Source organism: Paenibacillus sp. CFBP 13594 (assembly GCF_014842675.1).
GTDB lineage: Bacteria > Bacillota > Bacilli > Paenibacillales > Paenibacillaceae > Paenibacillus > Paenibacillus amylolyticus_B.
The window spans coordinates 1,650,474-1,673,550 of record NZ_JACYVQ010000001.1 but is presented as its reverse complement, the minus strand read 5'-3'; the positions used below and the strand labels follow the sequence as shown (position 1 = coordinate 1,673,550).

The following is a 23,077-nucleotide window of genomic DNA, read 5'->3' as shown; positions in this document are numbered from 1 at the left end:
AAATTATAGTTAGACAAAGTTTATGGTAATATAAAAATTAAACACGAAATGGCTCCTTCCTGATATCCAAGGTGGTGCCATTTTTTTATATGTCATTTTCTTTATAGGAAAAGATCTATTATAATAGTTAACATTAATTGACCTATGTTTATTTTTTCGAGATAAGCCTAGTTCATAGCACCTGGTCCTAGGATTTAGGGTATAATATATAGAAGCTTTACATTTGAACTACGAAGGAGAGGCTCCATTTGAACTTTGAACAGTGGATTTCGCCTGAAAGCTATAACCTGACATCCGAGATGGAGAATCATCCATCAGACCGGATTGCACTTAGATGGCTCAGCGATCAACGTGAATTGGAAGAGATCACGTATGGTGATTTGTTCAAGCAGGCGAATCGTCTTGCTGGAGGTTTGCGTGAACTTGGACTGGAGAAGGGTGATCGGGTGTTGGTCATGGTACCACGCCGTATTATTGCCTACGTCATTTATATTGCTTGTCTTAAATTGGGGATTGCCGTTATTCCTTCCTCCGAGATGTTACGGGCTAAAGATCTGGAATATCGTCTGCGTCACTCTGAGGCGCGGGCTCTTATCGTATGGTCCGAGACAACCTCGGAAGTGGAAAAGATGGACGCGGATCTGCCGTCACTGGCACATCGTATCGTGGCATCACCTAATGGTGAAGCTAGCGTACCTACTGAAGGTTGGGTCAATGTGCATGAGTTAATGCAAAATCAACCCGAAGAGATGGCTGCGGTGGAAACTCACCGTGATGATACAGCTATTCTTGCCTATACTTCGGGCACAACAGGTAATCCCAAAGGCGTTATACATAGCCACGGTTGGGGATATGCCCACCTGCGGATCGCTTCTTCATTATGGCTGGATATTCAACCTTCGGATACGGTATGGGCAACGGCTGCACCTGGCTGGCAAAAATGGATCTGGAGTCCGTTCCTGTCGGTACTCGGAAGAGGCGCGACTGGCTTGGTCTACAATGGATCATTCCAACCCAAGCGTTATCTGGAACTGATGCAGGAACATCAAATTAATGTTCTATGCTGTACACCAACCGAATATCGGTTGATGGCCAAAGCCGATGATCTTGGACATTATGATCTGTCCCATCTGCGCAGTGCTGTTTCAGCGGGTGAACCGCTCAATCAGGAAGTCATTGAAATCTTCCAACGGCATTTCGACCTCACTATTCGAGACGGATATGGACAGACCGAGAGCACGTTGTTGATCGGCAGTCTCAAAGATGCGCCTGTACGCATTGGTTCCATGGGTCAGTCGATTACACCTGGATTGATTGAAATTATTGACGAAGACGGACAGCCTGTTCCTGCCGGTGAAGTAGGAGATATCGCGGTACACAAAGAGATGCCAGCTTTGTTCCGGTCCTATTATCAGGATGAGGGACGGAAGGAAGCGAGTCAGCGTGGCGATTATTTTGTAACAGGAGACCGTGCACGTAAAGACGAAGAAGGTTACTTCTGGTTTGAAGGGCGCAGTGACGACATCATTATCAGTTCGGGTTACACGATTGGACCATTTGAAGTGGAAGAAGCACTCATGAAACACGCCAGTGTGAAGGAATGCGCGGTGGTTGCGAGTCCGGATGAGATCCGTGGCAATATTGTCAAAGCTTTTGTTGTGCTGAGAGATGATTCACTGGCTTCACCGGAATTAATGCGTGAATTGCAACACCACGTCAAGGAAATCACAGCACCTTATAAATATCCACGCAAGATCGAATTTGTTACGGATCTGCCAAAGACCAACTCTGGTAAAATCCGCCGGATCGAACTGCGCGAACAAGAAAAACGTAATAGTTAGATCATTTTGTATAGATGAAATTTTGGGAATTGAACCTGCGTAGTGAAAGAGAAGGAATCGATTCTGCAGAAGCGAAAGCGGTCGTACAATATATGAAACAGGAGTGAACACAACCATGAGTCAATTTGAACAAACCTTTGAAAAGTCATTGGAACAATACGCAGAACTGGTTGTTAAAGTTGGCGTGAATATTCAAAAAGGACAGGATCTGCTCGTCACTGCACCGATCGAAACGCTTGAATTCACACGTCTGATTGTGCAAAAAGCCTATGCGGCTGGTGCAAACTATGTACAAGTGGACTTTGATGACGACAACATTACCCGCAGTCGTTTTGAACATGGTTCCAATGACAGCTTTGACTACTATCCAGCCTGGAAAGCGGATATGATGGAGAAGTTTGCAGAAGCAGGCGGCGCTACCCTGACGATCAAAGTTCCAGATCCTGAACTGTATAACGGAATTGACTCCGACAGCGTTTCCCGTGCTACCAAGGCAGCTGCACACGCACGTCGCGGATATGCCAAATACACACGCAACCATGAAATTAGCTGGTGTCTGATCAAGGCCCCGACCAAGGCTTGGGCGAAAAAAGTATTTGCCGACATCCCGGAAGAAGACCGAATCAACGTGATGTGGGAAACCATCTTCAAAATGAACCGTGTAGATGGCGGAGACGCCGTACAAAATTGGAGAGAACATCTGGATACCCTGAATACCATGAGTGATCTCCTGAACAAAAAGAACTATAAGAGCCTGCACTACCGTGCGCCAGGTACAGACCTGGAAATTGAATTGGTTAACAATCATATCTGGGGCGGTGGTGGCAGCGAAAATAAACAAGGCGTATACACGGTTGCCAATATGCCGACTGAAGAAGTATTCACCATGCCTAAGCGCAGTGGGGTGAACGGTTATGTTAGCAGCACCATGCCTCTGAACCTGAACGGGCAACTGGTTGACCAGATGAGAATCACCTTCAAGGACGGACAAGTTGTTGCCTTTACGGCAGCATCTGGTGAAGAGCATCTGAAGAACCTCTTTGCCACGGATGAAGGAGCACGTTATCTGGGTGAAGTGGCACTTGTACCACATGACTCTCCGATCTCCAACCTGAATCGAATTTTCTACAATACGGGTATTGATGAAAATGCATCTTGCCACTTGGCTGTGGGAAGTGCGTATCCATTCAACATGAAAGATGGCACAACCATGTCGAATGAAGAGTTACTGAAGCATGAGTGCAATGTGAGCTTGACTCACGTTGATTTCATGATCGGTTCCGCTGAGCTGGATATCGATGGTGAGTTACAGGATGGTACAATCGAGCCGGTATTCCGTAAAGGCAACTGGGCATTTTAATCTAGTTTTATAAGTTGAACTAAAGGTTATTTACACAGACACTACGATGACAGAATAACCTTCCAATCGCTGTTATCCCCAGATTTTTTTGATTCCTTTCTGAAGGGGAAAATCCGGGAATAGCGTATGCTTCCGATGCAGCTTTCTTTCAGATAGCTTTTAGGCGAACGCTTCGCTTTTTCAGGTTTTTTCTGTCCTCTCCGTTATCGTGTAAATGATTAGTTCAATTTATATAGTAGCAGTAATAGTGCTTAACGAGAAAGTGACTTCAACCTGAAGTCACTTTTTTTGTTTGCTCGTATCGCGAATTACACGGGTCTTACAGGCACACATATCTCGCAATAATGCTGATTGAGCAGTTCCCAACGATATCGTTCTATAACTGGCTTGTTGTCCATCCGATAACCACTTGTTTGTAAATGAGGGATGATCACATTCCATGCCTGCTGAATAGCTTCTGCCGTATGTCTCACCTTGCAGATGAGATAATCTCCGCCTAATAACTCACCAATCTCAACCAACTCATCTTCCAGACGTTCAGATTCAGTAACAACAATAGAGGCATCATATCTGCAGTTCTGAGGAGGTGTGCTCGCCGGGTCATCCTGGGGAATACCGAATAAAATTGCTGCTTCATGAAGCAGTTGGTTTTTGTCTGCCCATTGTTTCAGCGTATTCATCGCTTGAGCATTGGCTGGACCGTAAGGACCGACTTGTCGAACATAGGCGATACGATATGACGGGAGGTTTTCGATATACATTTCCATGAAAATCATCCTCTCTGTACGATTTCTCTTACATGTTGGATGTTAACATGGTATAAAAGAATTTGCTTAGGTAATTGTTGAATCCCGGCGACGAAACTCATAGAATAGTGATAATATGTTGGAAGACTGTTCCAATAGAGCAAAACGAGAGGGGGAGGCGTTAGACATGGATATTACTTATGCCTTCACGGATGAACGTTTCAGGCAAGTTGTGTTGGATCGTTTTTGTGATCAGCGGGATTTCATTCAGGAGAGTGACGTTTGTGAGGTTGAGATATTGCAACTTTCCAATCACAATATTAGCAATCTTAATGGAATCGAGTATTTCAGGGGTCTTCAAGAGCTGGATTGTGCCCATAATCAATTGACCGGTCTGGATCTTACTCAGAATCACAAGCTGATGATATTACGTTGCAGAGAGAATCAGCTTCTTACACTGGACCTCCGTTCCAATTCGGAATTGCAAGTGCTGGATTGCAGTTTTAATCGACTTCGCAAATTGGATCTTTCTCATAATTCCAAACTTATAACGGTGGAGTGTCATTGGAATATGTTGTCGGAGCTGGCTTCGGAGCACCTACAGCAGTTGGAGGAACTTAGTTGCAGTTATAATGCTCTTTTTTCACTTGAACTTGAACACAATAAGCAACTGCGGCGACTTGATTGCGCCAACAATTACATGTTGGAACTTGATGTAACCGGTTGTCCAAACTTGATTGAACTTCGTTGTAACCACAACCATATCAAACAGATGGACTTTCGTTCAAATATGGTTTTAGAGAATGTCCGTTGTTTTAACAACCATATTAGCAAGCTGGATATTCGCCATAACGTACAACTAAGAGAGTTGTACTGTTCCGAGAACAAATTAACCGAGTTGGACTATAGCGCTAATCCCAAGCTGGAGAGACTGCAATATGCAGACAATCTGATTTTTGAATCCAATCATGAAGTTCCGGGTATGGGGGTGTTTCAGTATGACGTCTCGATGTCCAACTATCAGATGCGCTTACATATTCAGGATAAAGAACTGGTAGTCACTGCACAGGTTTCAACCAAGACAGAGATGGAAGCCTTATCCCCATATATGGAAGCGACGTGGAAACGATGGGACATGCTTGGTGAGCAGGCGCTTAAAACCATTGCCGAGGCTCATCCGGACGAAGATATCAGTGCATTGATTTTGGCTGATGTAGAATTTCAGGGAGATCAATATTTCCGATTGGGTTATGATGCGGGGGATACACCTGCTGGCCGACTGTACATATATGCGGAGTTTGACGATGAATTTCACATGTTGGATACATTGATCTATGAAACGTATTAAAGCCACGAGAACGTGGCTTTTTTGCTGTGTCATTTAACTGCTTTTATGTTATTCAGCGTGCATTATGTTGAAGCTAACATATTCGTTAATTGGTTTACGGTAACCGCGTGGGCGTTGTTTGGCTTCCGACTTTTTGCCGATGGTGATCAGCATAACCGGTACGTAATGGTTAGGGATTTCCAAACTCCGTTGCAGTTCTTCCGAGTCAAAGCCAATCATTGGACAAGTATCCCAACCGCGATCCTGAGCGATCAGCATCAATTGCATGGCAGACAGGCTGGCATTGCGAATCGCATCCTCACGTTGGAAGAATCTGCCGCGAGATTCGTAAAATTCAGTGACACTTTGGGATTCCTGCTCGTATTGAAACGGAGTGAGTGCGCCCAGGTTTAGCAAGCCTTCGTTAATAGTGCGGATATGATGATGCGCATTGACGTCGCCCAATACCACGATGACCGCAGAAGCTGTTTTTACCTTATATTGCTGGGAAGCTTCATAGACTTTCTCTTTCTGTTCTTCGTCTTTAATCACAAGATAGTGCGTGTGCTGCAGGTTAAAGGCAGATGGTGCAAATTTGTTCAGGGCAAACATTTCTTGCAGTTCCGAATCCGAAATTTCAATTCCTTCTTCAAAAATAACGGCCGATCTACGGTTTTTGACTAGATTCTCGAACTCACTCATGGTAGTTTCCCTCGCTTATGTATGATTTATAAACTGACTATAACACACTTAGTTACTTTATGTAAGTATTATTTTAGAATAAGACAAGGATTGTCTGCCATACGCTAAAATAAAACACTAGAGGTGATTCATGAAAGCATTGATCGCAAGGTTTATGGGAGGACATGACCCTCATGAATTTAGGGTATATGTGATTCAATCTTCGACGTTAAAACGTTTTGTAGTAGTGGAGATTATTCTAGGCCCTATCGTGTACAATGTCGCACTTTACTTGTGCCATAATGCAATACTTGCTGGAGTAGGCTCTTGGGCTGGAACAGAAGGTCTGAAGAGACTGCCACTCGTCTTTAGAAAAATCGTTGGGACATGATGAAGTGTGTAAATGAAAGATTGAAGCAGAAGAGGGCCAGTTGCGGCCCCATTTTCTCTTTCAGCCATGTTATCTATGGTCACGCTTCTTTTTATCTAATCAGATAACTGTCTACGCTTTGGGTTTCAACCTGCCTTATTTGGCACGTTCCAAATACTGCTCGAGCGTAAGTTTCTGGTTGGTAATCTCACCAGCAATATATACTCCGACATAACGTACATGCCATGGCTCATAGGAGTAACCAGTTAATTTCTCCTGATCTTTGCCATAACGGATGATGAAGCCGTACTTGTGGGCATTGGCTTTTAGCCATTTGCCTTCTTTGGTGTTGCCAAAGCTTTGCTGAAGATCATAACCCGCCGAAGCACTGGAGATATCCATTGCAAGTCCCGTTTGATGTTCGCTTTGTCCTGGCCGAGCACTTGTTTTATTGGCAACAGCTTCACCTTTGATGCTGGCATTACGGTCAAAGATCGATTTCTGGGTCGCATAAGAGCGATAGCCAGACACCGCTTTGATATCAATGCCGTCTTTTTTGGCAGCCGCAAATAATTTTTCAATAGCGGTTGCAGCTACTTTACGCATTTGTTTCTTCGGACTGGAACCTGAGAAGCTAAAAGGAATATTAGGTACAACCAAATCTTGTGGTGCATAAGTTGAAGGCAGATTTCTCTTTTTATTGACAAGTACAACCGTACTGGACACATTGGTCACAGTTGCCACATTTTTAATCGTTTTGATCGTACGACCAGGTGCATTATCATGCAGAAATTGAGTGAAGCTGGAGCTTGCCGCAGACGCGACGGGATTCAGGCTTGAAGTGATAGGGAGCGTACTAAAAGTAGAACCTGCTACAACAGAGCCTACGAGAATTATAGATATGATGGATTTACGAGTAAAAGATTTCATGATGTGTGTTCCTCCTCGGAATATATGAATCTATATACCGAGTATACTAGAGGATTATATCCATAGGTTCTCCAATTGTTTCCGAGTTGTAAACAAAGTTTGTTATATAAGTTGAACTAAAGAGTATTACACTGGACACTACGATGACAGAACAACCTTCCGATCGCTGTTATCCCCTGATTTTTTTGATTCAATTTTATAATGGTGAAAATCTTGTGATAGCGTATGCTTCCGATGCAGCTTTCTTGCAGAAAGCTTTTAGGCGAACCCTTCGCTTCTTCAGGTTCTTTCTGTCCTCTCCGTTTCGTGTAAATGTTTAGTTCATCTTTTATAGAGTCTTTTTTGCAACGCTGATAGAGGCATATAAAGAGAGATAATACTAGATTACTTCAAGTATGCTGGAGACTGTGTTACAACATGCAGGCGTCGGATCCACCGGAGCTTCCCGCAGTTACGGCACGGGTGTCACGAACGCGAACGTTGGCGCTGAGCACACCAGAATCACTGCTTAATTTGAAAGAAGGATAATTCTCTTCTGTATCTAGCTTCATGTGTTGTTCTAGGTTCAGCTGCTGCTTCGGATCAACATAGAACGGAACCAGATTGGTTTCAATCTGCGCGTCGAGAGCCGCAAGTTCATCAACAATGATAATAGCGATAACTCCGTTACATCCGCAACCTTCCAAGTCATAGATCACTTTGAAATATCCAGGTTGGTCATTCAGGCTTTCCGTCAATCGTTTTGCAGCCAAATCTGTAATTTGAATATACATATAGGTACACTCCTTTATATGTTGTCATGGTTGGTAAATGGTAAAAGAATTCATTCAGCTTCTATTCACATTATACCACTTTGTCAATAATCAAAGCATTTATTTTCTTGACTGATCAGTCTGGAAAGGGTATTCTTTATTTAATGAATAGGGAGGTGAGGTCTGAAATTGGGAAGAGCCAAGGAGTTTGACACGGAGACCGTTCTAAGAAAAGCAACGTCTGTATTTGGAGCGTACGGTTATGAAGGTACATCTTTGAGCTTACTGCTAAGTGAACTTGGTATTGCGCGGCAAAGCCTGTATGATACCTACGGAACTAAACATGATTTATTTGTCTCTGCTCTTAAATTCTATATTCAGCAGAAGACAGAGGCGGGGATCAGACTATTAAACGAATGCACAAGTGTGAGGCAAGGCGTGACCGAGTTGTTCAACGAAGCGGTTAACGTGTTGACAGACAACGAACGTCGTAATGAATGTTTCATCATTAATAGCGCGGTTGAACAGGCACCACAAAATCACGAAATCGCAGCTTTTATTCAAACCACTAATCAACAAATGGAAGATGTTTTTCATACTGCGCTGTTACGGGGCCAGAGGAGTGGCGAATTGAGGCACGCAGAGGAAGAATTGCCCGGGCTTGCCCGTTTTCTGAATTATTCCCGACTCTCATTGACCTTTACGGCGAAGAGCGGTGCAAGCGCAGAAGCGCTGCGAGATTTTGTACAGATGACCCTAAGGGCTATGGATTAACGTTTTACATGGTTTGAGTAAGATTCTTTATGGTTTTTTGAAAATGAACGCTTAGGGCGTTTATTTTTTGACTATTATAGACCGATTGGTCTGGAAAAAGAACACCAAACAAACTGAAGGAGGAAATAAGGATGACACAATCTCAGCAGATGGAAGCGGGCAATAGTATACCGCATCGGATCATGCATGGATTCACTAATTTGCTACTGGATGGAAAACTGGAACAGTGGTTGGAGCTATATACATCTGAAGCTATCTTCGAATTCCCATATGCACCAGCAGGATATCCTCAGAAACTGGAAGGCAAAGCCGCAATTACAAATCATCTTCATAATCTACTGGGGATGATTGAAATCCAGCAGTTTTCTGAACCGGTGATCTTAGCTGATTCCACGAAACAACAGTTTGTGGCTGAATTTACTTGTAAAGGGCGTTCATTAGTTACAGGCAAGCCATACAACCAAACTTACATCTCTGTAGTGAGCCACTCTGATGGGAAAATTACACATTATAAAGACTATTGGAATCCAATGGTCGTACTCGAATCGGACTTAGGAGGTAACAAGCATGATCAATGATAAACCGTTGACACTTATTATAGGGGCTAATGGAAAAACGGGAAGCCGTGTTGCGGCCATGCTTCAAAAGCATCATTATCCGGTGCGTTTGGCAGGGAGAACTAAACCATCTCCTTCTGGTTCTGCCGATAATTATGTCTATTTTGATTGGTATGATTCCGAGACATATGCGCTAGCGCTGAAAAATGTGAATCAGGTGTACCTTGTCGTGCCAGTCATGGACATGACCCCAGAAGACGTCATGATCCCGTTCATCAAGGAAGCATTGTGGAACGGAGTTAAGCGATTCGTTTTACTTGGCAGTGCTTCGATCGATGAGAATGGTCCTATATTTGGCAAAGTACATCAGTATTTAAAAGCGCATGCTCCTGAGTGGGCCGTATTACAGCCTTCCTATTTTATGGAGAACTTTACGGAGGGGCCGCATCGGGAGACGACGAAACAACTCGGGAAAATTTACAGTGCTACGGGTGAAGGGAAAATTGGATTTGTTAGTGCAGATGATATCGCGGTGGTGGCCTTCCATGCTCTGACAGATGTAGTTTCTCATAATACGGAGCATATCATTACAGGGCCGGATTCGTTGTCCTATGGACAGGTTGCAGACGTCTTGAGCCGTGTACTGGGTCAGTCTATCCAGCATGAATCTTTGTCCGATGATGAATTGAAAAACAGCATGATTCGCGCAGGAATGTCAGTAGAATACGCTGCTGCCCTGGCAGGACTGGATGTGCCTATCCGGGAGGAGGGGAGAGAAGACCAAACGACGGATACGGTGACAAAAATAACGGGGAATAACCCAATTTCATTCGAGAAATTTATTCAAAATCATATGGAAGTATGGAAATAATGGAAGAAATATTTTCATATTATGAGAAGACGGTGCCTAGTGCCCGTCTTTTTGCATGTCTACCAGCATGTTGACATCGTTGATTCAAATATGGATCTCTCCCTAACCTGGGACACTTCGGAAAGCAGTGATTATACGAACACACTTTTGGGGAAATAGATGAGGATGAATGTTAGGTAAAGGGGCGAATAGAGCGAATGATTCAGTTCGAAAATGTATCAAAACAATATCCTGATGGAACAACGGCTTTGCGCCAGGTTAACCTCAACATTAACAAGGGAGAACTGTTCGTCATGATTGGTCCGAGTGGATGTGGCAAAACCACCATGCTCAAAATGATCAATCGCCTGATTGAGCGAACAGATGGAATAGTGCGCATTAATAAACGCCCAATCGATGAATACAACATTCACGAATTGCGCTGGAATATCGGATATGTACTGCAACAGATTGCACTATTCCCGCATATGACAATTGCCGAAAATATTGCGGTTGTTCCTGAACTGCGAAAATGGAAGTCAGATCAAATCAAGGAGCGCGTACATACGTTGCTGGACATGGTTGGTTTGCACGGAGATACGTACAGTGAGCGCAAACCGTCCGAGTTATCTGGAGGACAACAGCAGAGAATAGGTGTGTTGCGTGCACTCGCTGCCGATCCTGAGATTGTATTGATGGATGAACCATTCAGTGCACTCGATCCGATGAGTCGGGAGAAATTACAGGACGATATTCTGGATATCCAGCGTCAGATGAAAAAAACAATTGTATTTGTCACCCATGATATTCAGGAAGCGATGAAGCTGGGGGATCGCATCTGCATTATGAAGGATGGACAGGTTTTGCAGGTAGGCACTCCGGAAGAACTGATCCGACAGCCAGCTAATGATTTCGTACGTGAATTTGTTGGAAGTCCTAACACCGATACGAGTTCACAATCTGAATTTGATCTCGAATCCATCATGTCACCACTCTCACCGGGTCATGTGCCAAAATCAGCTAAAACTGCTGTTCCTGCATCCATTACGTTGACGGAGTTAGTTGATATCATGGCTTCCCATGACCATCTGCTGGTTGAACGTAACCGCCAGATTATTGGCGAGATCAGTCGAGTTGATCTGATGAAATACTGGTCTGGTCAGTTACAGGAACGAGGTGAAGGACATGAGTAGATTCACGGAGGTGTTCAGTGAGCGCAAAGGTCAGTTGTTGTCTGCTCTGCTGGAACATATTCAGATCTCATTTATCGCATTGTTCTTTGCTGTCCTCATTGCTATTCCGCTGGGTATATACCTTACTCGCAAACCCAGAGTGGCTGAACCAATTATCGGGGTCACAGCTGTGTTGCAGACGATACCTTCCTTGGCGCTTCTCGGATTGCTAATCCCGTTATTCGGCATTGGTACCCTTCCTGCAATCATTGCACTGGTGGTGTATGCGCTGCTTCCGGTACTCCGCAACACGTACACAGGCATATCCGAAGTTGATCCTTCCATGGTGGAAGCGGCGAATGCGATGGGCATGAATAGTTGGCAACGCCTAATCAAAGTGGAACTGCCACTGGCGATGCCTGTTATTATGGCCGGAATTCGGACTGCTATGGTACTTATTGTAGGAACGGCAACACTTGCTGCTTTAATTGGCGCAGGAGGTTTGGGTGCATTAATCTTGCTGGGCATTGATCGGAATGATACGGCACTGATTATCCTTGGAGCCATTCCGGCAGCCTTGTTGGCTATTTTGTTTGATGTACTATTGCGTCAATTCCAGCGGTTATCCTTCAAGAAAACATTGGTTACCTTGGGTTCGCTAGCTCTGATCGCGATACTTGTGATTACCATTCCCTTCGTGGCACGTGGTGGACAGAAGGATCTCGTCATTTCCGGGAAATTGGGGGCGGAACCGGAGATTCTGATTAACATGTACAAATTGTTGATTGAAAAAGACACAGACCTGACCGTTGAACTAAAACCCGGATTAGGCAAAACGCCATTCCTTTTCAATGCACTCAAGTCGGGTGATATTGACATCTATCCCGAATTTACCGGGACAGCGATCTCCGAATTCATGAAGGAAACAGCAGTCAGCACCGATCGGACTGAGGTGTACGAACAGGCAAGAGATGGAATGCTGAGCCAGTTCAACATGGTGCTGCTGAACCCTATGGATTACAACAATACGTATACGTTGGCCGTTCCAAAGAGCATCGCAGATCAATACAATCTCAAGACCATTTCGGATCTCAAACCGGTAGAACAGCAAATGAAGGCAGGATTCACGCTGGAATTCTCGGATCGGGAAGACGGTTACCTTGGCATTCAGAAGAAGTATGGGATTGAATTCCCGAACGTTGCAACAATGGAACCGAAGCTTCGCTATGGTGCTGTTCAACGTGGCGATATCAATCTGGTAGATGCCTACTCCACAGATAGTGAGTTGAGACAATATGAACTCGTTGTGCTGGAGGATGATCAGGAGTTATTCCCACCGTATCAAGGCGCGCCGATGCTTCGTCAAGAAACGGCAGATCAATATCCACAACTGGTTGAGGTGTTGAATCAGCTTGCTGGCAAAATTACGGATGATGAGATGCGTCAGATGAACTATGACGTGAACGTAGAGGGAGCGAATCCTGAACAGGTTGCAGCAGAGTACCTTAAACAGGCTGGATTGCTGTAACTTCAGGCATCCCTGCAATAGATGTACCAAAAGGATGAGGAGGAACAATGATGACACAAGAAACGTATGACTTGATTGCAATTGGAACAGGAAGCGCGGCAAGCTCTGTAATCACCCGTTGCGCTGAAGCTGGCTGGAGAGTTGCTGTAATTGATGAACGTGAGTTCGGCGGAACGTGTGCACTGCGTGGCTGTGATCCCAAGAAAGTGCTGGCTGGAGCGGCTGAGCTGATTGACTGGAATGAACGGATGCAAGGGAAAGGTATTCAGGGACAGGCGACCATCAACTGGTCTGAACTTATGGCCTTTAAACGCACCTTTACCGAAAGCATACCTAGAGCAAGTGAAGATCAATTCAAACAGGCCGGAATGGATACGTTCCATGGTAAAGCTTCATTTGTCGATGAAAACCATATTCAAGTGGGAGAAGAAGTGCTCCATGGCAAACACATTCTGATTGCTACTGGTGCAAGACCTGCGCCACTTGAGATTGAGGGATCAGAGCATCTGATATATAGTGATGACTTTCTGGATCTGGAACGGCTGCCGGATCGATTAGTTCTGGTAGGCGGTGGATACATTGCATTTGAGTTTGCGCATATTGCGGCCAGAGCCGGGACGGAAGTCCATATCCTGCATCGGAGTGAACAGCCTCTGAAATCGTTTGATGCGGAGCTGGTAGAATCTTTGTTGCAAAAATCGAAAGAGATCGGCATTCATGTTCACTTGAACGCGGAGGTGAAGTCCATACGGCAAGAGGGGAACGCCTATGTCGTTCATGGCACACGCAATGGTGCAGATCACCAGTGGCAGTGCGGACTTGTCGTTCATGGAGCCGGGCGTGTTCCCAATGTGGATGGGCTGGAATTGGAGAAAGGCAACGTCAGCTACAGCAAAAAGGGTATTGCGGTGAACGAGTATTTGCAAAGTGAAAGTAATCCGAGAGTGTATGCTGCTGGCGATGTAACCGATACGAAAGGGTTGCCTTTGACCCCGTTAGCAGGTCAGGAATCCCGGGCTGTATCGTTCAATTTGTTGGAGGGAAATCAACATAAACCTAATTATAAAGTGATGCCTTCCATTGTGTTTACTGTCCCTGCCCTTGGAGCTGTAGGTATGAGCACGGAGCAAGCCAAGAAAGAGGGCTACGAGGTGCAGGTAAATGATATGTCGAAATGGTATACTTACAAGCGAACTCATGAAAAATTTGCCATGGCCAAAGTGGTGATCGACAAATCAAGCGGACGTATTCTGGGTGCGCATGTGCTCGGGAGCAAAACAGAAGAATTGATTAACCTTTTTGCAATGGCGATTCAGTTCGATTTGACTATCGATCAGTTAAACACCATGAATTTTGCATATCCTACTGCTGCATCGGACCTGGGTTCTTTAATTTAGAAGTGATGATGAACTCCCTTTAGGGACGGAAGGAAGGATGAAAACAACAATGTCATCGGATTTTATTGGGCTTCATGAAGGCAAGTGGACGAAGGAACCCGTTGCTGCACGGATGGATGGGGATCGTTTCGTTGTGGAAGCTCGGGAAGGCAGTGACTTCTGGGAGAACACATTCTACGGGTTCTGTCATCGGGATGGACACGCCATGCTTGCTCCATGGGACGGAACGGAAGCGATTGAGGTATCGTTTGATCTAAGCTCATTCACCGAATTATATGATCAGGCGGGGTTGATGTTATGGCACGGAGAGGATCAATGGATCAAGGCCGGAGTTGAGGTTAATGACGGTGTTGCTCATGTTGGAGCTGTCGTGACGGATACATATTCGGATTGGTCCCTATCTCCTGTACCTGAGTGGGGTGGACGAATTGTGACGATCAGAGCTTCCTACAGTAATGAGGCTGTTGTCATTCGTGCTCGCACAGATGAGCATCCTTGGCGTACGATTCGGGTTGCACGGTTTGCCTATCCGACGAACAAACACGCAGGTCCATTTTTGTGTTCACCGAAGCGTGCAGGGTTCGAAGTAGCCTTTACCAAGTGGAGATCCACGACACCCGATCAAGACTTGCACACAGATCCACCGATTACGGATTAAAACAAGTTAAGATGCACGCTAAACAATGAAACATGAACAGGTGAATCTGGCTTAGAAAGCAAGACAACACAAATAAGCGAGTCTTCCATTAACGGAGGACTTGCTTATTTTTTGTGTTTAAACTTTGGACTATGAAGAGTCTTCAGTTACTCATTTCATCATTCACCGGGTTCAGCGAGTTCTTTCGCACATACAATAGAGTGCTTGCAAAACTTCTTGAGTTTAACGTTTATTTACTCGTGTCCGTATCCAGGGACTGGGGTTCAGTTTCACCCTCATCATCATTGGATTTATTGAACTCCAGCATACGCTCCTCGTAATCGTCCAGAAACCATAATGGGTCCATACTGTCTTCCTCACCGTTGTAATTGATGACGATTTCTTCGCCAGCCTTGATGTCTGTATACGCGTAGAAGTCAAAGGTGTGGTTATCAAAATTGATATCATAGGTAGCGTTAGGTTCATAGGAGTGGTTGATCAGACTGCCGTAACCGAGCAGAATGGCGGTATGATTCGCCCCGTATTCGAACACGTAATCTTCCAGAATCGTTTTTTCGACATGCTCATGATCTTCATTTGGGTAAGGCACAACGGGTGCCTGATGAATAAGCGTTCCTTTGGCAATATCAACAGTAGCAAACACCCCGCGGTTAAACTCACCACCATCACCCAACTTGGATTGTTTCACTTCAATCATATTTTTCACCTGATGCTCTTTGAAGAGCTCCGTTCTATATAGTAGTAATTCGTTAAGGCAAAATTTTAACCCATACTTTCATATAAGGCAAATTTCAGCCAAAAAGGTGCAACAATTTCAAATATGGCGTTGAGTTGTGCAGGAGATAACGCTTATAATATACAAAGAATTAAGTCTATATAGAAAAGGTGTCATGAATGAGCATATTAAATGTAGAAAAATTAAGTCACGGTTTTGGTGACCGTGCTATCTTTAACGACGTATCATTCCGCCTGTTGAAAGGCGAACATATTGGTCTGATTGGGGCCAATGGTGAAGGTAAATCCACCTTCATGAACATTATTACAGGCAAGCTTCAGCCGGATGAAGGCAAGGTGGAGTGGTCCAAACGGATGCGTGTTGGTTATCTGGACCAGCATGCTGTATTGAACAAAGGCCAATCGATCCGTGACGTACTTCGCGGCGCGTTCCAGTATTTGTTCGACATGGAACAGGAAATGAATGATATGTATGGCAAAATGGGCGATGTGACTCCTGAGGAGCTTGAACAACTTCTTGAAGACGTGGGTACGATCCAGGATACACTGACGAACCAGGATTTCTACATGATTGATGCCAAAGTGGATGAAACCGCACGTGGTCTGGGTCTGACGGATATCGGTCTGGATAAAGACGTCAATGACCTGAGTGGTGGACAGCGTACCAAAGTACTGCTTGCCAAATTGCTGCTGGAAAAACCGGATATTCTGCTCCTTGATGAGCCTACGAACTATCTGGATGAATTGCATATTGAATGGCTAAAACGTTATTTGCAAGAATATGAGAATGCTTTTATTCTGATCTCTCACGATATTCCGTTCCTGAACAGTGTTATCAACTTGATCTATCACATGGAGAACCAGAATCTAACTCGTTATGTGGGCGATTATGATCACTTCCAGGAAGTGCATGAGATGAGAAAACAGCAGTTGGAGTCGGCTTACAAGCGCCAACAACAAGAGATCGCTGACCTCAAGGACTTTGTAGCGCGGAACAAAGCAAGTGTAGCTACACGTAATATGGCGATGTCCAGACAGAAGAAACTCGACAAGATGGATGTCATCGAGATCGCCAAGGAGAAACCGAAACCGCAGTTCAACTTCCGTGATGCAAGAACATCCGGCAAGCTCATTTTCGAAACCAAAGGTCTTGTAATTGGTTACAACGAACCGTTGTCCAGACCACTGGATCTGCGTATGGAGCGTGGACAGAAGATCGCCCTTGTTGGTGCGAACGGAATTGGTAAAACAACTCTGATGCGCAGTATTCTGGGTGAAATTCAAGCTCTGGAAGGAACCGTTCAACGTGGTGAACATCTGGAGATTGGTTACTTCCAGCAAGAGATGAAGGATGCCAACTACAATACATGTATTGAAGAGATCTGGCAGGAGTTCCCTTCCTATACCCAATTCGAAGTGCGTGCTGCACTTGCAAAATGTGGTTTGACTACAAAACACATTGAGAGCAAGGTAGCTGTACTAAGTGGTGGGGAGAAAGCCAAAGTGCGTCTCTGTAAGCTGATCAATAACGAAACCAACCTGCTTGTACTCGATGAGCCGACGAACCATCTGGACGTTGATGCCAAGGAAGAGTTAAAACGTGCGCTCAAGGCTTACAAAGGCAGTATTCTTCTAATCTCCCACGAACCGGAATTCTACCGTGATGTAGTTACAGAGACGTGGAATTGTGAGTCGTGGACCACGAAAGTATTCTAAATAGAGGTTGTTCAAAAGTCACGGACTAATAATACGTGCGAGCTTGGGAACAAGCTCGAAGCATGAGAAAAGGCGCGAATTTTGCTTGCAAAACAGGCAGAACTCGCGCCTTTTTTGCGTGGTTTTAACGAAAAATGTTGGAGTCCAATTCACAGTTGACAGCTTGAATAAGGCAATAATATAATTCAAGAAAGCGATTACATTTATATGTTAGAAACCTGTTTCACTGCATAGGGGCGAAGAAGACACGGTATTCCGTATGGGTACCAGTTTGCACTTAGAAGGGAAGACGGGTCTTTTTTTACTCTTTAATGAAACCGGTTTCATTAAAATAAGGAGGTGGACCCCGCTTTTGTACTGACCGCCGGCTGCTGAAGATAGGTTGAACAACAACACCGCGGCATCGAGAACCATGATTTCATCTTTCACGCCAAAGGAGAGAATGAACATTGGATAAACTCAGGAAACCCATGATATTCATGTTATCTGCAACACTTGCGCTGTCTTCCGGACCGTTGATGCTACCAAGTAAGGCGTATGCCGATCTGGGGAGTATACCCGCCACGTTGCTGCAGGACGATTTTTCGGATGGGGATTACACGGAATCACCCGCGTGGAACGTAAGCTCAGGCAACTGGGAAGTGATCACGGACCCGACAGATGCGTCCAACTTCACACTTTTCCAGAGCGATACCAATGAAGGCATCATCTCTACTGGAGACTCCATGTCGGACATGACCGTGTCCATGCGCTTTTATACAGGAGAAGGTAAAGGATTTCCGGGCATTTTGCCGCGGTTCCAAGATAAGAGCAACTATTATTATTTTCAAATGCAGGTGCCTAACAACAAATTGGTCTTCAGCAAAAAGGTAAATAACGGCGATACAACGTTGAAAACGGTGGACTATGCGTTTGCCAAAGATACGTGGTACACACTTAAGATAGTGCTATCAGGTAACACCATTCGAGGATATATCGCCGAAAATGGCTCCGATCGGTTGGTATTTGATTTAAACGATTCTTCCATTGGGTCAGGTGTTGTTGGCATTCGAAATAAGTGGCAGTCGGTACATATGGATGACGTTATTATTGCCGAGCAGCCACCAGTGAACGATGCTTTGCTCACCATTGCTGAGCAGACAGCGTCTTCGGTTTCCCTGCAATGGTCTGAAATCGTGGGTGCATCAGCCTATCGCCTGTACCGTTCAAACTCACCTGAAGGGGGCTATTCCCTGGTAACCAACACCGGAACTTTGGGACACACGGATGAAGGATTAAGCGGGGACACGATCTACTATTACAAGCTTGCCTATGAATACGGGGGGCTAACCGAATCATTATGGACTGCTCCGCTGGAAGTTCGGACGACTGCGTCGGCACCACAGGCTCCTGGCGAATTAAAGGCCGAAGCACTCAATGCAACGAGCGTGAAGTTATCTTGGTCCGCCGTGGACAAGTCAATTGGTTATCGTGTGGTTCGGGCCGAAGCTGGCAGTGAGCAATACGAGCAGATCTATGAAGGGAAGGGGCTCACTTATACAGATCAGGAGCTTGAGCCGGGTACCAGCTACAGCTATCGCGTAATAGCCTTCAATGCGGCTGGCGAGTCTGCCGCCACCTTTGCAGAAGCCACTACGTACTCCATTGATTCTCCCACAGAGTTCGCTGTCACAGCTGTGACGGATACATCCATCTCTCTGGGGTGGAATGCCCTTACTGGATCTGATGTAACGTATACGCTCACCAGGTCTACCGGTGCTACGGGTACGTATCAGCAGGTCTACAGTGGGAATGAAAGTACCTTTAACGATAGTGGTCTGACGATGGGCACAGGATATTTTTACATCATTCAGGCGACCGTAGACGGCGTAACTTCTCCAGCATCCGCACCGTTGGGTGTTGCCACAGTTCGCACAAGCATTACACCAGGGCAATTGTGGCCAGATCTGGATGGGAAGCCGATTGATGCGCATGGTGCTGGCTTTTTCTACGATGAACAGACGGAGACCTATTACTGGTATGGCGAATATCATAAGGGCGGCTGGCCAGCGGTTGGTGTGCGTGTGTATTCTTCCAAGGATCTGGTGAACTGGACAGATAAGGGCATGGCTCTATCGACACTTCAATCCATGGATGATTTTGACAATGATCCGTTGATCTCCAAATTGTATGCGGGGCGTGAAGACCGCGTGGATATCTGGGCAGATATTCGCAAAGGACGGATCATTGAACGACCAAAGGTCATCTACAACGACAAAACAAAGAAATACGTGATGTGGGCTCACATGGATGGTGATAAGGACCCTTATAACGATAATGCGAACTACGGTAAGGCGCGCGCCGGTTATGCGATCAGTGACTCTCCGACAGGGCCTTTTGTGTATCAGAAGAGTTACCGGATGGACAGAGCTCCGGAAGGGGAGAAAGATTACTTCCCAAGCGATAAGGGCATGGCACGTGACATGACGTTGTTCAAGGATGATGACGGTACCGGTTATCTGATCTACTCCAGCGAAGAAAACCTGACGCTCTATATCTCCAAACTGAATGAAGACTATAGTGACGTAACAGGGTGGCATAAGGAAGGACGAACGGATGAAAAAGGCAATCCGGTACGTGATTCGACCTATCAGGCCGAGTATGGCGTAGATTACGTGCGTGTATTCCCGGGAGGGCAACGCGAAGCACCGGCGATGTTCAAGTATCAGGGGAAATATTATATTTTGACTTCCGGAGCTTCCGGCTGGGCCCCTAACGAAAACAAAGTGACGGTGGCGGATAACATTTTTGGCCCGTGGTCAACGCAGACCAATCCGTTCGTGCGCACGTTGCCAAGTGATCCCGATCCAGGCAAGGCATTTGGCACACAGACCACATCCGTCATTCCGGTCGATCCGGAAAAAGGCAAGTTCATTTACGTGGGGGATACGTGGAATGGTGGCAATTTCTCGAATGACGCTGCAAAATACGTGTTCTTGCCCATTGAGTTTGGAATAGGCTCCGACATTGCGATCAAGTGGTATAACAGTTGGACACCGGATCTGCTGAATTCGATGGGCAAGGTGGATATCGCTGATCCGTTGCCAGAAGCGGTAGCGCTTGGCAAAGTGCCATCTCTGCCAACCACATTGAATGTGCGCGATGGTGGTGAACTGGTGTCAACGCCAGCAGTATGGACCATTGATAACCGGGCCATGACGGCAGAAGATTTTGCTAAGCCAGGACCACTCACATTACAGGTAACGACACCGGAATATAACAACAAAAAACAGGCGGTTCGTGTAAACGTCATTCCAGAGAACGCACTTTATTTTGTGAATAGTGGAGGTTACGAAACGGCTGATTACAATCTTATGGGTGCCTATATGAAAGGAACACTGGCCAACCCGGGAACGGCTGACCAGATGTACGCTCCGGCAGAGGGTCGCCAATGGGGGTATGCCAGCGTAGATGCACTAGCATCCGGTTCGAATGGCGGAGATATATTCTCGACCGTACGTTATCTGAACGGTGGCAATGTCAGCAATTCACCTAAAGGCACGGACTTAACCTATAGATTTGATATGCCGAACGGGACATACGATGTGTACGCCGGATTCAACGATCCGTGGACCAATGCATCGCGCAGAGCAGATTTTATCATCAATGGCACGAATACCGGTGCTGTCACGTTTACACCTTCCAGTGTGAGAGCACACCAAGGTATTAACGTGTCTGATAACAAGTTGGAACTGACCGTGCGCAATACGGCATCACAGGACCCGATGATTAGTTGGATTATGATCGTTAAGCCTGATGCTACGCCACCTGTTAATGACAGTGCTGGTCTTAATGCAGATGCGGTGGATTCAACGAGTGCAACGCTTCACTGGGATGCTCATCTTGGTGCAGCAAGCTACAAGCTCTACCGCTCAGATCGTGAGCAAGGTGAGTACAAGGTGGTCTATAACGGCAATGGACGGGAGTACACGGACAGTGAACTGAATCCCGACACCGAATATTATTACAAAGTGGAAGCTTTTGCCGCGACGGGGCAATCCGTGAGAGGTGTATCTTCCGCTTATCAGGTGCACACGGCTCAGCAGAGCGCTGTTGATGTAGCTACAAGTATTACAGCGTTGGAACAGCCTTCCGCAGGTGCGAAAAAACTGAAGTTACCATCCGTGCCGCAAGGTTTCACGGTGAAGATTGCTTCCAGTTCGATACCGTCCGTCATTCAAACCGATGGAACGATTGTCCCACCATCTAAGGAAACAACAGTAACACTGGAGTTGGAAATCACTCGAACTTCTGACGACACAAGAGCCTTGACTGTACCTTTGACAGTGAAGGTGCCTGCGTCTGTTTCTTCCCCCGGAGGATCGGACCCTGGTTCGGGTAGCAACCCAGGCGGCAATTCCGGTGGAAATTCAGGTAACGGTTCTGGTTCAAACAACAATGGTGGACAATCAGGAAGTGGCAGCCCAAGTGCAGAGAATACGGTACCTCGGCCTAAACTTGAGAAAGATCGTTCCGTTCTGGAGTTGCAGGCACAGCCTGACCAGAAGGGTGTAGTGCAGTCCAACGTAGATGCTTCAACGATTAAAGAGGCTTTTAGAGTTGCGCCCGTAACTGATGCGGGTCAGCGCTTGGTCGAACTTCGGTTGAAGCCGGTTTCGGGAGCAACAGCATATGAAGTGTCTCTGCCTGCCTCTGCGTTGATAGATCAGGGTGAGTCCCATGTGTTCAACATTGTTACAGAGCTGGGCATGTTGGAATTTCCCGCGTCACTGTTAACGAAGGACATCGTTGGTGATGGGATGGCATCCATCCGATTGGTCAGAACCGAGTTACCAAAAACAGTTGCAGATCAGCTTGGCACGCAATATGGAGTCCAGCTCGAACTTCAACTGGATGGTCAACCATGGCCATTGAAAAGCGGATTGAACCTTCATCTGCCTTTCCCATCAACACAAAATGCTCAGCAGGATCGGATTGTAGCATTTGTCATTGGCGCGAACGGTGTGGCAAGCCCCTTGCCGCAAAGTTACTACGATCCAAACAGCGGGCAGCTTGTATTTTCCGTAACGTCACTCACCGAAAATTATGCTGTTGTGTCTGTGGAGCAGACATTCGCAGATCTTGCAGAAGTGCAGTGGGCCAAGAAAGCGATGGAGGCATTGGCAGTCCGAGGCGTGATTGATGCCGAGGCAAGTGGTGATTCCACAGAGTTGTATCCAAAACAGGAGATGACTCGCGGTCTATACATGCAATGGTTGATGACTGCGCTCGGCTTGAATGCTTCTTCCGGGAATGCGTTCACTGATGTAAACGAAAAGGCTCCGTACTACGAAGCAGTTACAGCTGCGCGCTCACTAGGTATCACCAGTGGTACTGGTGACGGGCGCTTCCTGCCAGAGTCCACGATCACTCGTCAGGAGATGATGACGTTGACAGTCAGAGCACTTGCAGCGGCTGGACTGGTTAACTCCGAGACGGCTGCAACAGATAAACTTACTCGTTTCAGCGACGCTTCCGAGATTCGCTCCTATGCACGGGATAGTGTGGCCTTACTTGTGGATCTGGGCATCGCCAACGGGTACAACGGTGAGGTGAAGCCTCTTGCCGAAGCGACCAGAGCTGAATCGGCTACGTTGCTGTATGCGATGATGAGCAAACTGGTATGGAATAACTAATGTTACAC

Annotated in this window: 17 protein-coding genes; 12 read left to right on the top strand and 5 right to left on the bottom strand. The window is 46.0% G+C overall.

The window, feature by feature from the left end:
• Positions 1–248 precede the first annotated feature (248 nt).
• Positions 249–1,841 (top strand): acyl-CoA synthetase MbcS, encoded by a 1,593-nt coding sequence (gene mbcS / locus IFU39_RS07290; RefSeq protein WP_445739033.1) that lies wholly within the window; start codon positions 249–251, stop codon positions 1,839–1,841.
• Between the two features lie 115 nt (positions 1,842–1,956).
• Entirely contained in the window at positions 1,957–3,201 is a 1,245-nt protein-coding gene (locus IFU39_RS07285; protein ID WP_192131894.1) for an aminopeptidase, read from the top strand.
• Between the two features lie 308 nt (positions 3,202–3,509).
• On the opposite strand, the gene IFU39_RS07280 is transcribed toward IFU39_RS07285, so the two are convergent.
• On the bottom strand, positions 3,510–3,968 hold the full coding sequence (locus IFU39_RS07280; protein ID WP_192131891.1) for an AraC family transcriptional regulator: 459 nt from the start codon (positions 3,966–3,968) through the stop codon (positions 3,510–3,512).
• Positions 3,969–4,134: 166 nt separating this feature from the next.
• Here IFU39_RS07280 and IFU39_RS07275 point away from each other — a divergent pair, with 166 nt between their 5' ends.
• The gene (locus tag IFU39_RS07275) at positions 4,135–5,295 is read left to right on the top strand and encodes a leucine-rich repeat domain-containing protein (protein WP_192131889.1); all 1,161 of its coding nucleotides are present in this window, start codon (positions 4,135–4,137) and stop codon (positions 5,293–5,295) included.
• 48 nt (positions 5,296–5,343) lie between these two features.
• Here the strand turns inward: IFU39_RS07275 and IFU39_RS07270 are convergent, their stop codons facing one another.
• From IFU39_RS07270 to IFU39_RS07260, 3 genes are all read right to left on the bottom strand, one after another.
• A complete protein-coding gene (locus IFU39_RS07270; protein ID WP_192131887.1) occupies positions 5,344–5,976 on the bottom strand; it encodes a nitroreductase family protein in 633 nt (210 codons plus the stop codon).
• A gap of 505 nt (positions 5,977–6,481) precedes the next feature.
• A complete protein-coding gene (locus tag IFU39_RS07265; protein ID WP_192131885.1) occupies positions 6,482–7,255 on the bottom strand; it encodes a M15 family metallopeptidase in 774 nt (257 codons plus the stop codon).
• 410 nt (positions 7,256–7,665) lie between these two features.
• On the bottom strand, positions 7,666–8,028 hold the full coding sequence (locus tag IFU39_RS07260; RefSeq protein ID WP_076214772.1) for an iron-sulfur cluster biosynthesis family protein: 363 nt from the start codon (positions 8,026–8,028) through the stop codon (positions 7,666–7,668).
• A gap of 168 nt (positions 8,029–8,196) precedes the next feature.
• Between IFU39_RS07260 and IFU39_RS07255 the strand changes: the two genes are divergently transcribed.
• From IFU39_RS07255 to IFU39_RS07225, 7 genes are all read left to right on the top strand, one after another.
• Positions 8,197–8,781, top strand: coding sequence for a TetR/AcrR family transcriptional regulator (locus tag IFU39_RS07255; RefSeq protein ID WP_091016765.1), 585 nt, complete (start codon positions 8,197–8,199; stop codon positions 8,779–8,781).
• A 131-nt stretch (positions 8,782–8,912) separates the two neighbouring features.
• Positions 8,913–9,359, top strand: a complete 447-nt coding sequence (locus IFU39_RS07250) for a nuclear transport factor 2 family protein (RefSeq protein ID WP_091016764.1) — start codon at positions 8,913–8,915, stop codon at positions 9,357–9,359.
• Positions 9,349–10,209, top strand: coding sequence for an ergot alkaloid biosynthesis protein (locus tag IFU39_RS07245; RefSeq protein ID WP_192131883.1), 861 nt, complete (start codon positions 9,349–9,351; stop codon positions 10,207–10,209). The genes IFU39_RS07250 and IFU39_RS07245 overlap by 11 nt, the downstream gene beginning before the upstream one ends.
• 197 nt (positions 10,210–10,406) lie before the next feature.
• Positions 10,407–11,381 carry an ABC transporter ATP-binding protein gene (locus IFU39_RS07240; RefSeq protein ID WP_105598519.1) on the top strand — a complete coding sequence of 325 codons (975 nt, stop codon included), beginning with the start codon at positions 10,407–10,409 and terminating at the stop codon, positions 11,379–11,381.
• On the top strand, positions 11,374–12,888 hold the full coding sequence (gene opuFB, locus IFU39_RS07235; protein ID WP_091016761.1) for an osmoprotectant update ABC transporter permease/substrate-binding subunit OpuFB: 1,515 nt from the start codon (positions 11,374–11,376) through the stop codon (positions 12,886–12,888). The genes IFU39_RS07240 and opuFB overlap by 8 nt, the downstream gene beginning before the upstream one ends.
• Before the next feature lie 50 nt (positions 12,889–12,938).
• Complete coding sequence (locus IFU39_RS07230; protein WP_192131881.1) at positions 12,939–14,285, top strand: dihydrolipoyl dehydrogenase family protein; 1,347 nt, start codon at positions 12,939–12,941, stop codon at positions 14,283–14,285.
• Between the two features lie 37 nt (positions 14,286–14,322).
• The gene (locus IFU39_RS07225; protein WP_223199939.1) at positions 14,323–14,943 is read left to right on the top strand and encodes a DUF1349 domain-containing protein; all 621 of its coding nucleotides are present in this window, start codon (positions 14,323–14,325) and stop codon (positions 14,941–14,943) included.
• Positions 14,944–15,172: 229 nt separating this feature from the next.
• Here the strand turns inward: IFU39_RS07225 and IFU39_RS07220 are convergent, their stop codons facing one another.
• The gene (locus IFU39_RS07220; RefSeq protein WP_192131879.1) at positions 15,173–15,640 is read right to left on the bottom strand and encodes an SET domain-containing protein; all 468 of its coding nucleotides are present in this window, start codon (positions 15,638–15,640) and stop codon (positions 15,173–15,175) included.
• 197 nt (positions 15,641–15,837) lie between these two features.
• On the opposite strand from IFU39_RS07220, the gene IFU39_RS07215 reads away from it, so the two are divergent.
• Positions 15,838–17,394: an ABC-F family ATP-binding cassette domain-containing protein gene (locus tag IFU39_RS07215; RefSeq protein WP_017688769.1), complete on the top strand. Its 1,557-nt coding sequence runs from the start codon at positions 15,838–15,840 to the stop codon at positions 17,392–17,394.
• Positions 17,395–17,843: 449 nt separating this feature from the next.
• Entirely contained in the window at positions 17,844–23,069 is a 5,226-nt protein-coding gene (locus tag IFU39_RS07210) for an S-layer homology domain-containing protein (RefSeq protein ID WP_192131877.1), read from the top strand.
• The last annotated feature ends 8 nt before the right edge of the window (positions 23,070–23,077 follow it).

What these genes read in the sequence shown, in the direction of transcription:
- IFU39_RS07285 (WP_192131894.1), top strand. Translation starts at nt 1,957, where the DNA reads ATGAGTCAATTTGAACAAACCTTTGAAAAGTCATTGGAACAATACGCA.
- IFU39_RS07280 (WP_192131891.1), bottom strand. Translation starts at nt 3,968, where the DNA reads ATGGAAATGTATATCGAAAACCTCCCGTCATATCGTATCGCCTATGTT.
- IFU39_RS07275 (WP_192131889.1), top strand. Translation starts at nt 4,135, where the DNA reads ATGGATATTACTTATGCCTTCACGGATGAACGTTTCAGGCAAGTTGTG.
- IFU39_RS07270 (WP_192131887.1), bottom strand. Translation starts at nt 5,976, where the DNA reads ATGAGTGAGTTCGAGAATCTAGTCAAAAACCGTAGATCGGCCGTTATT.
- IFU39_RS07265 (WP_192131885.1), bottom strand. Translation starts at nt 7,255, where the DNA reads ATGAAATCTTTTACTCGTAAATCCATCATATCTATAATTCTCGTAGGC.
- IFU39_RS07260 (WP_076214772.1), bottom strand. Translation starts at nt 8,028, where the DNA reads ATGTATATTCAAATTACAGATTTGGCTGCAAAACGATTGACGGAAAGC.
- IFU39_RS07250 (WP_091016764.1), top strand. Translation starts at nt 8,913, where the DNA reads ATGACACAATCTCAGCAGATGGAAGCGGGCAATAGTATACCGCATCGG.
- IFU39_RS07245 (WP_192131883.1), top strand. Translation starts at nt 9,349, where the DNA reads ATGATCAATGATAAACCGTTGACACTTATTATAGGGGCTAATGGAAAA.
- IFU39_RS07240 (WP_105598519.1), top strand. Translation starts at nt 10,407, where the DNA reads ATGATTCAGTTCGAAAATGTATCAAAACAATATCCTGATGGAACAACG.
- opuFB (WP_091016761.1), top strand. Translation starts at nt 11,374, where the DNA reads ATGAGTAGATTCACGGAGGTGTTCAGTGAGCGCAAAGGTCAGTTGTTG.
- IFU39_RS07230 (WP_192131881.1), top strand. Translation starts at nt 12,939, where the DNA reads ATGACACAAGAAACGTATGACTTGATTGCAATTGGAACAGGAAGCGCG.
- IFU39_RS07225 (WP_223199939.1), top strand. Translation starts at nt 14,323, where the DNA reads ATGAAAACAACAATGTCATCGGATTTTATTGGGCTTCATGAAGGCAAG.
- IFU39_RS07220 (WP_192131879.1), bottom strand. Translation starts at nt 15,640, where the DNA reads ATGATTGAAGTGAAACAATCCAAGTTGGGTGATGGTGGTGAGTTTAAC.
- IFU39_RS07215 (WP_017688769.1), top strand. Translation starts at nt 15,838, where the DNA reads ATGAGCATATTAAATGTAGAAAAATTAAGTCACGGTTTTGGTGACCGT.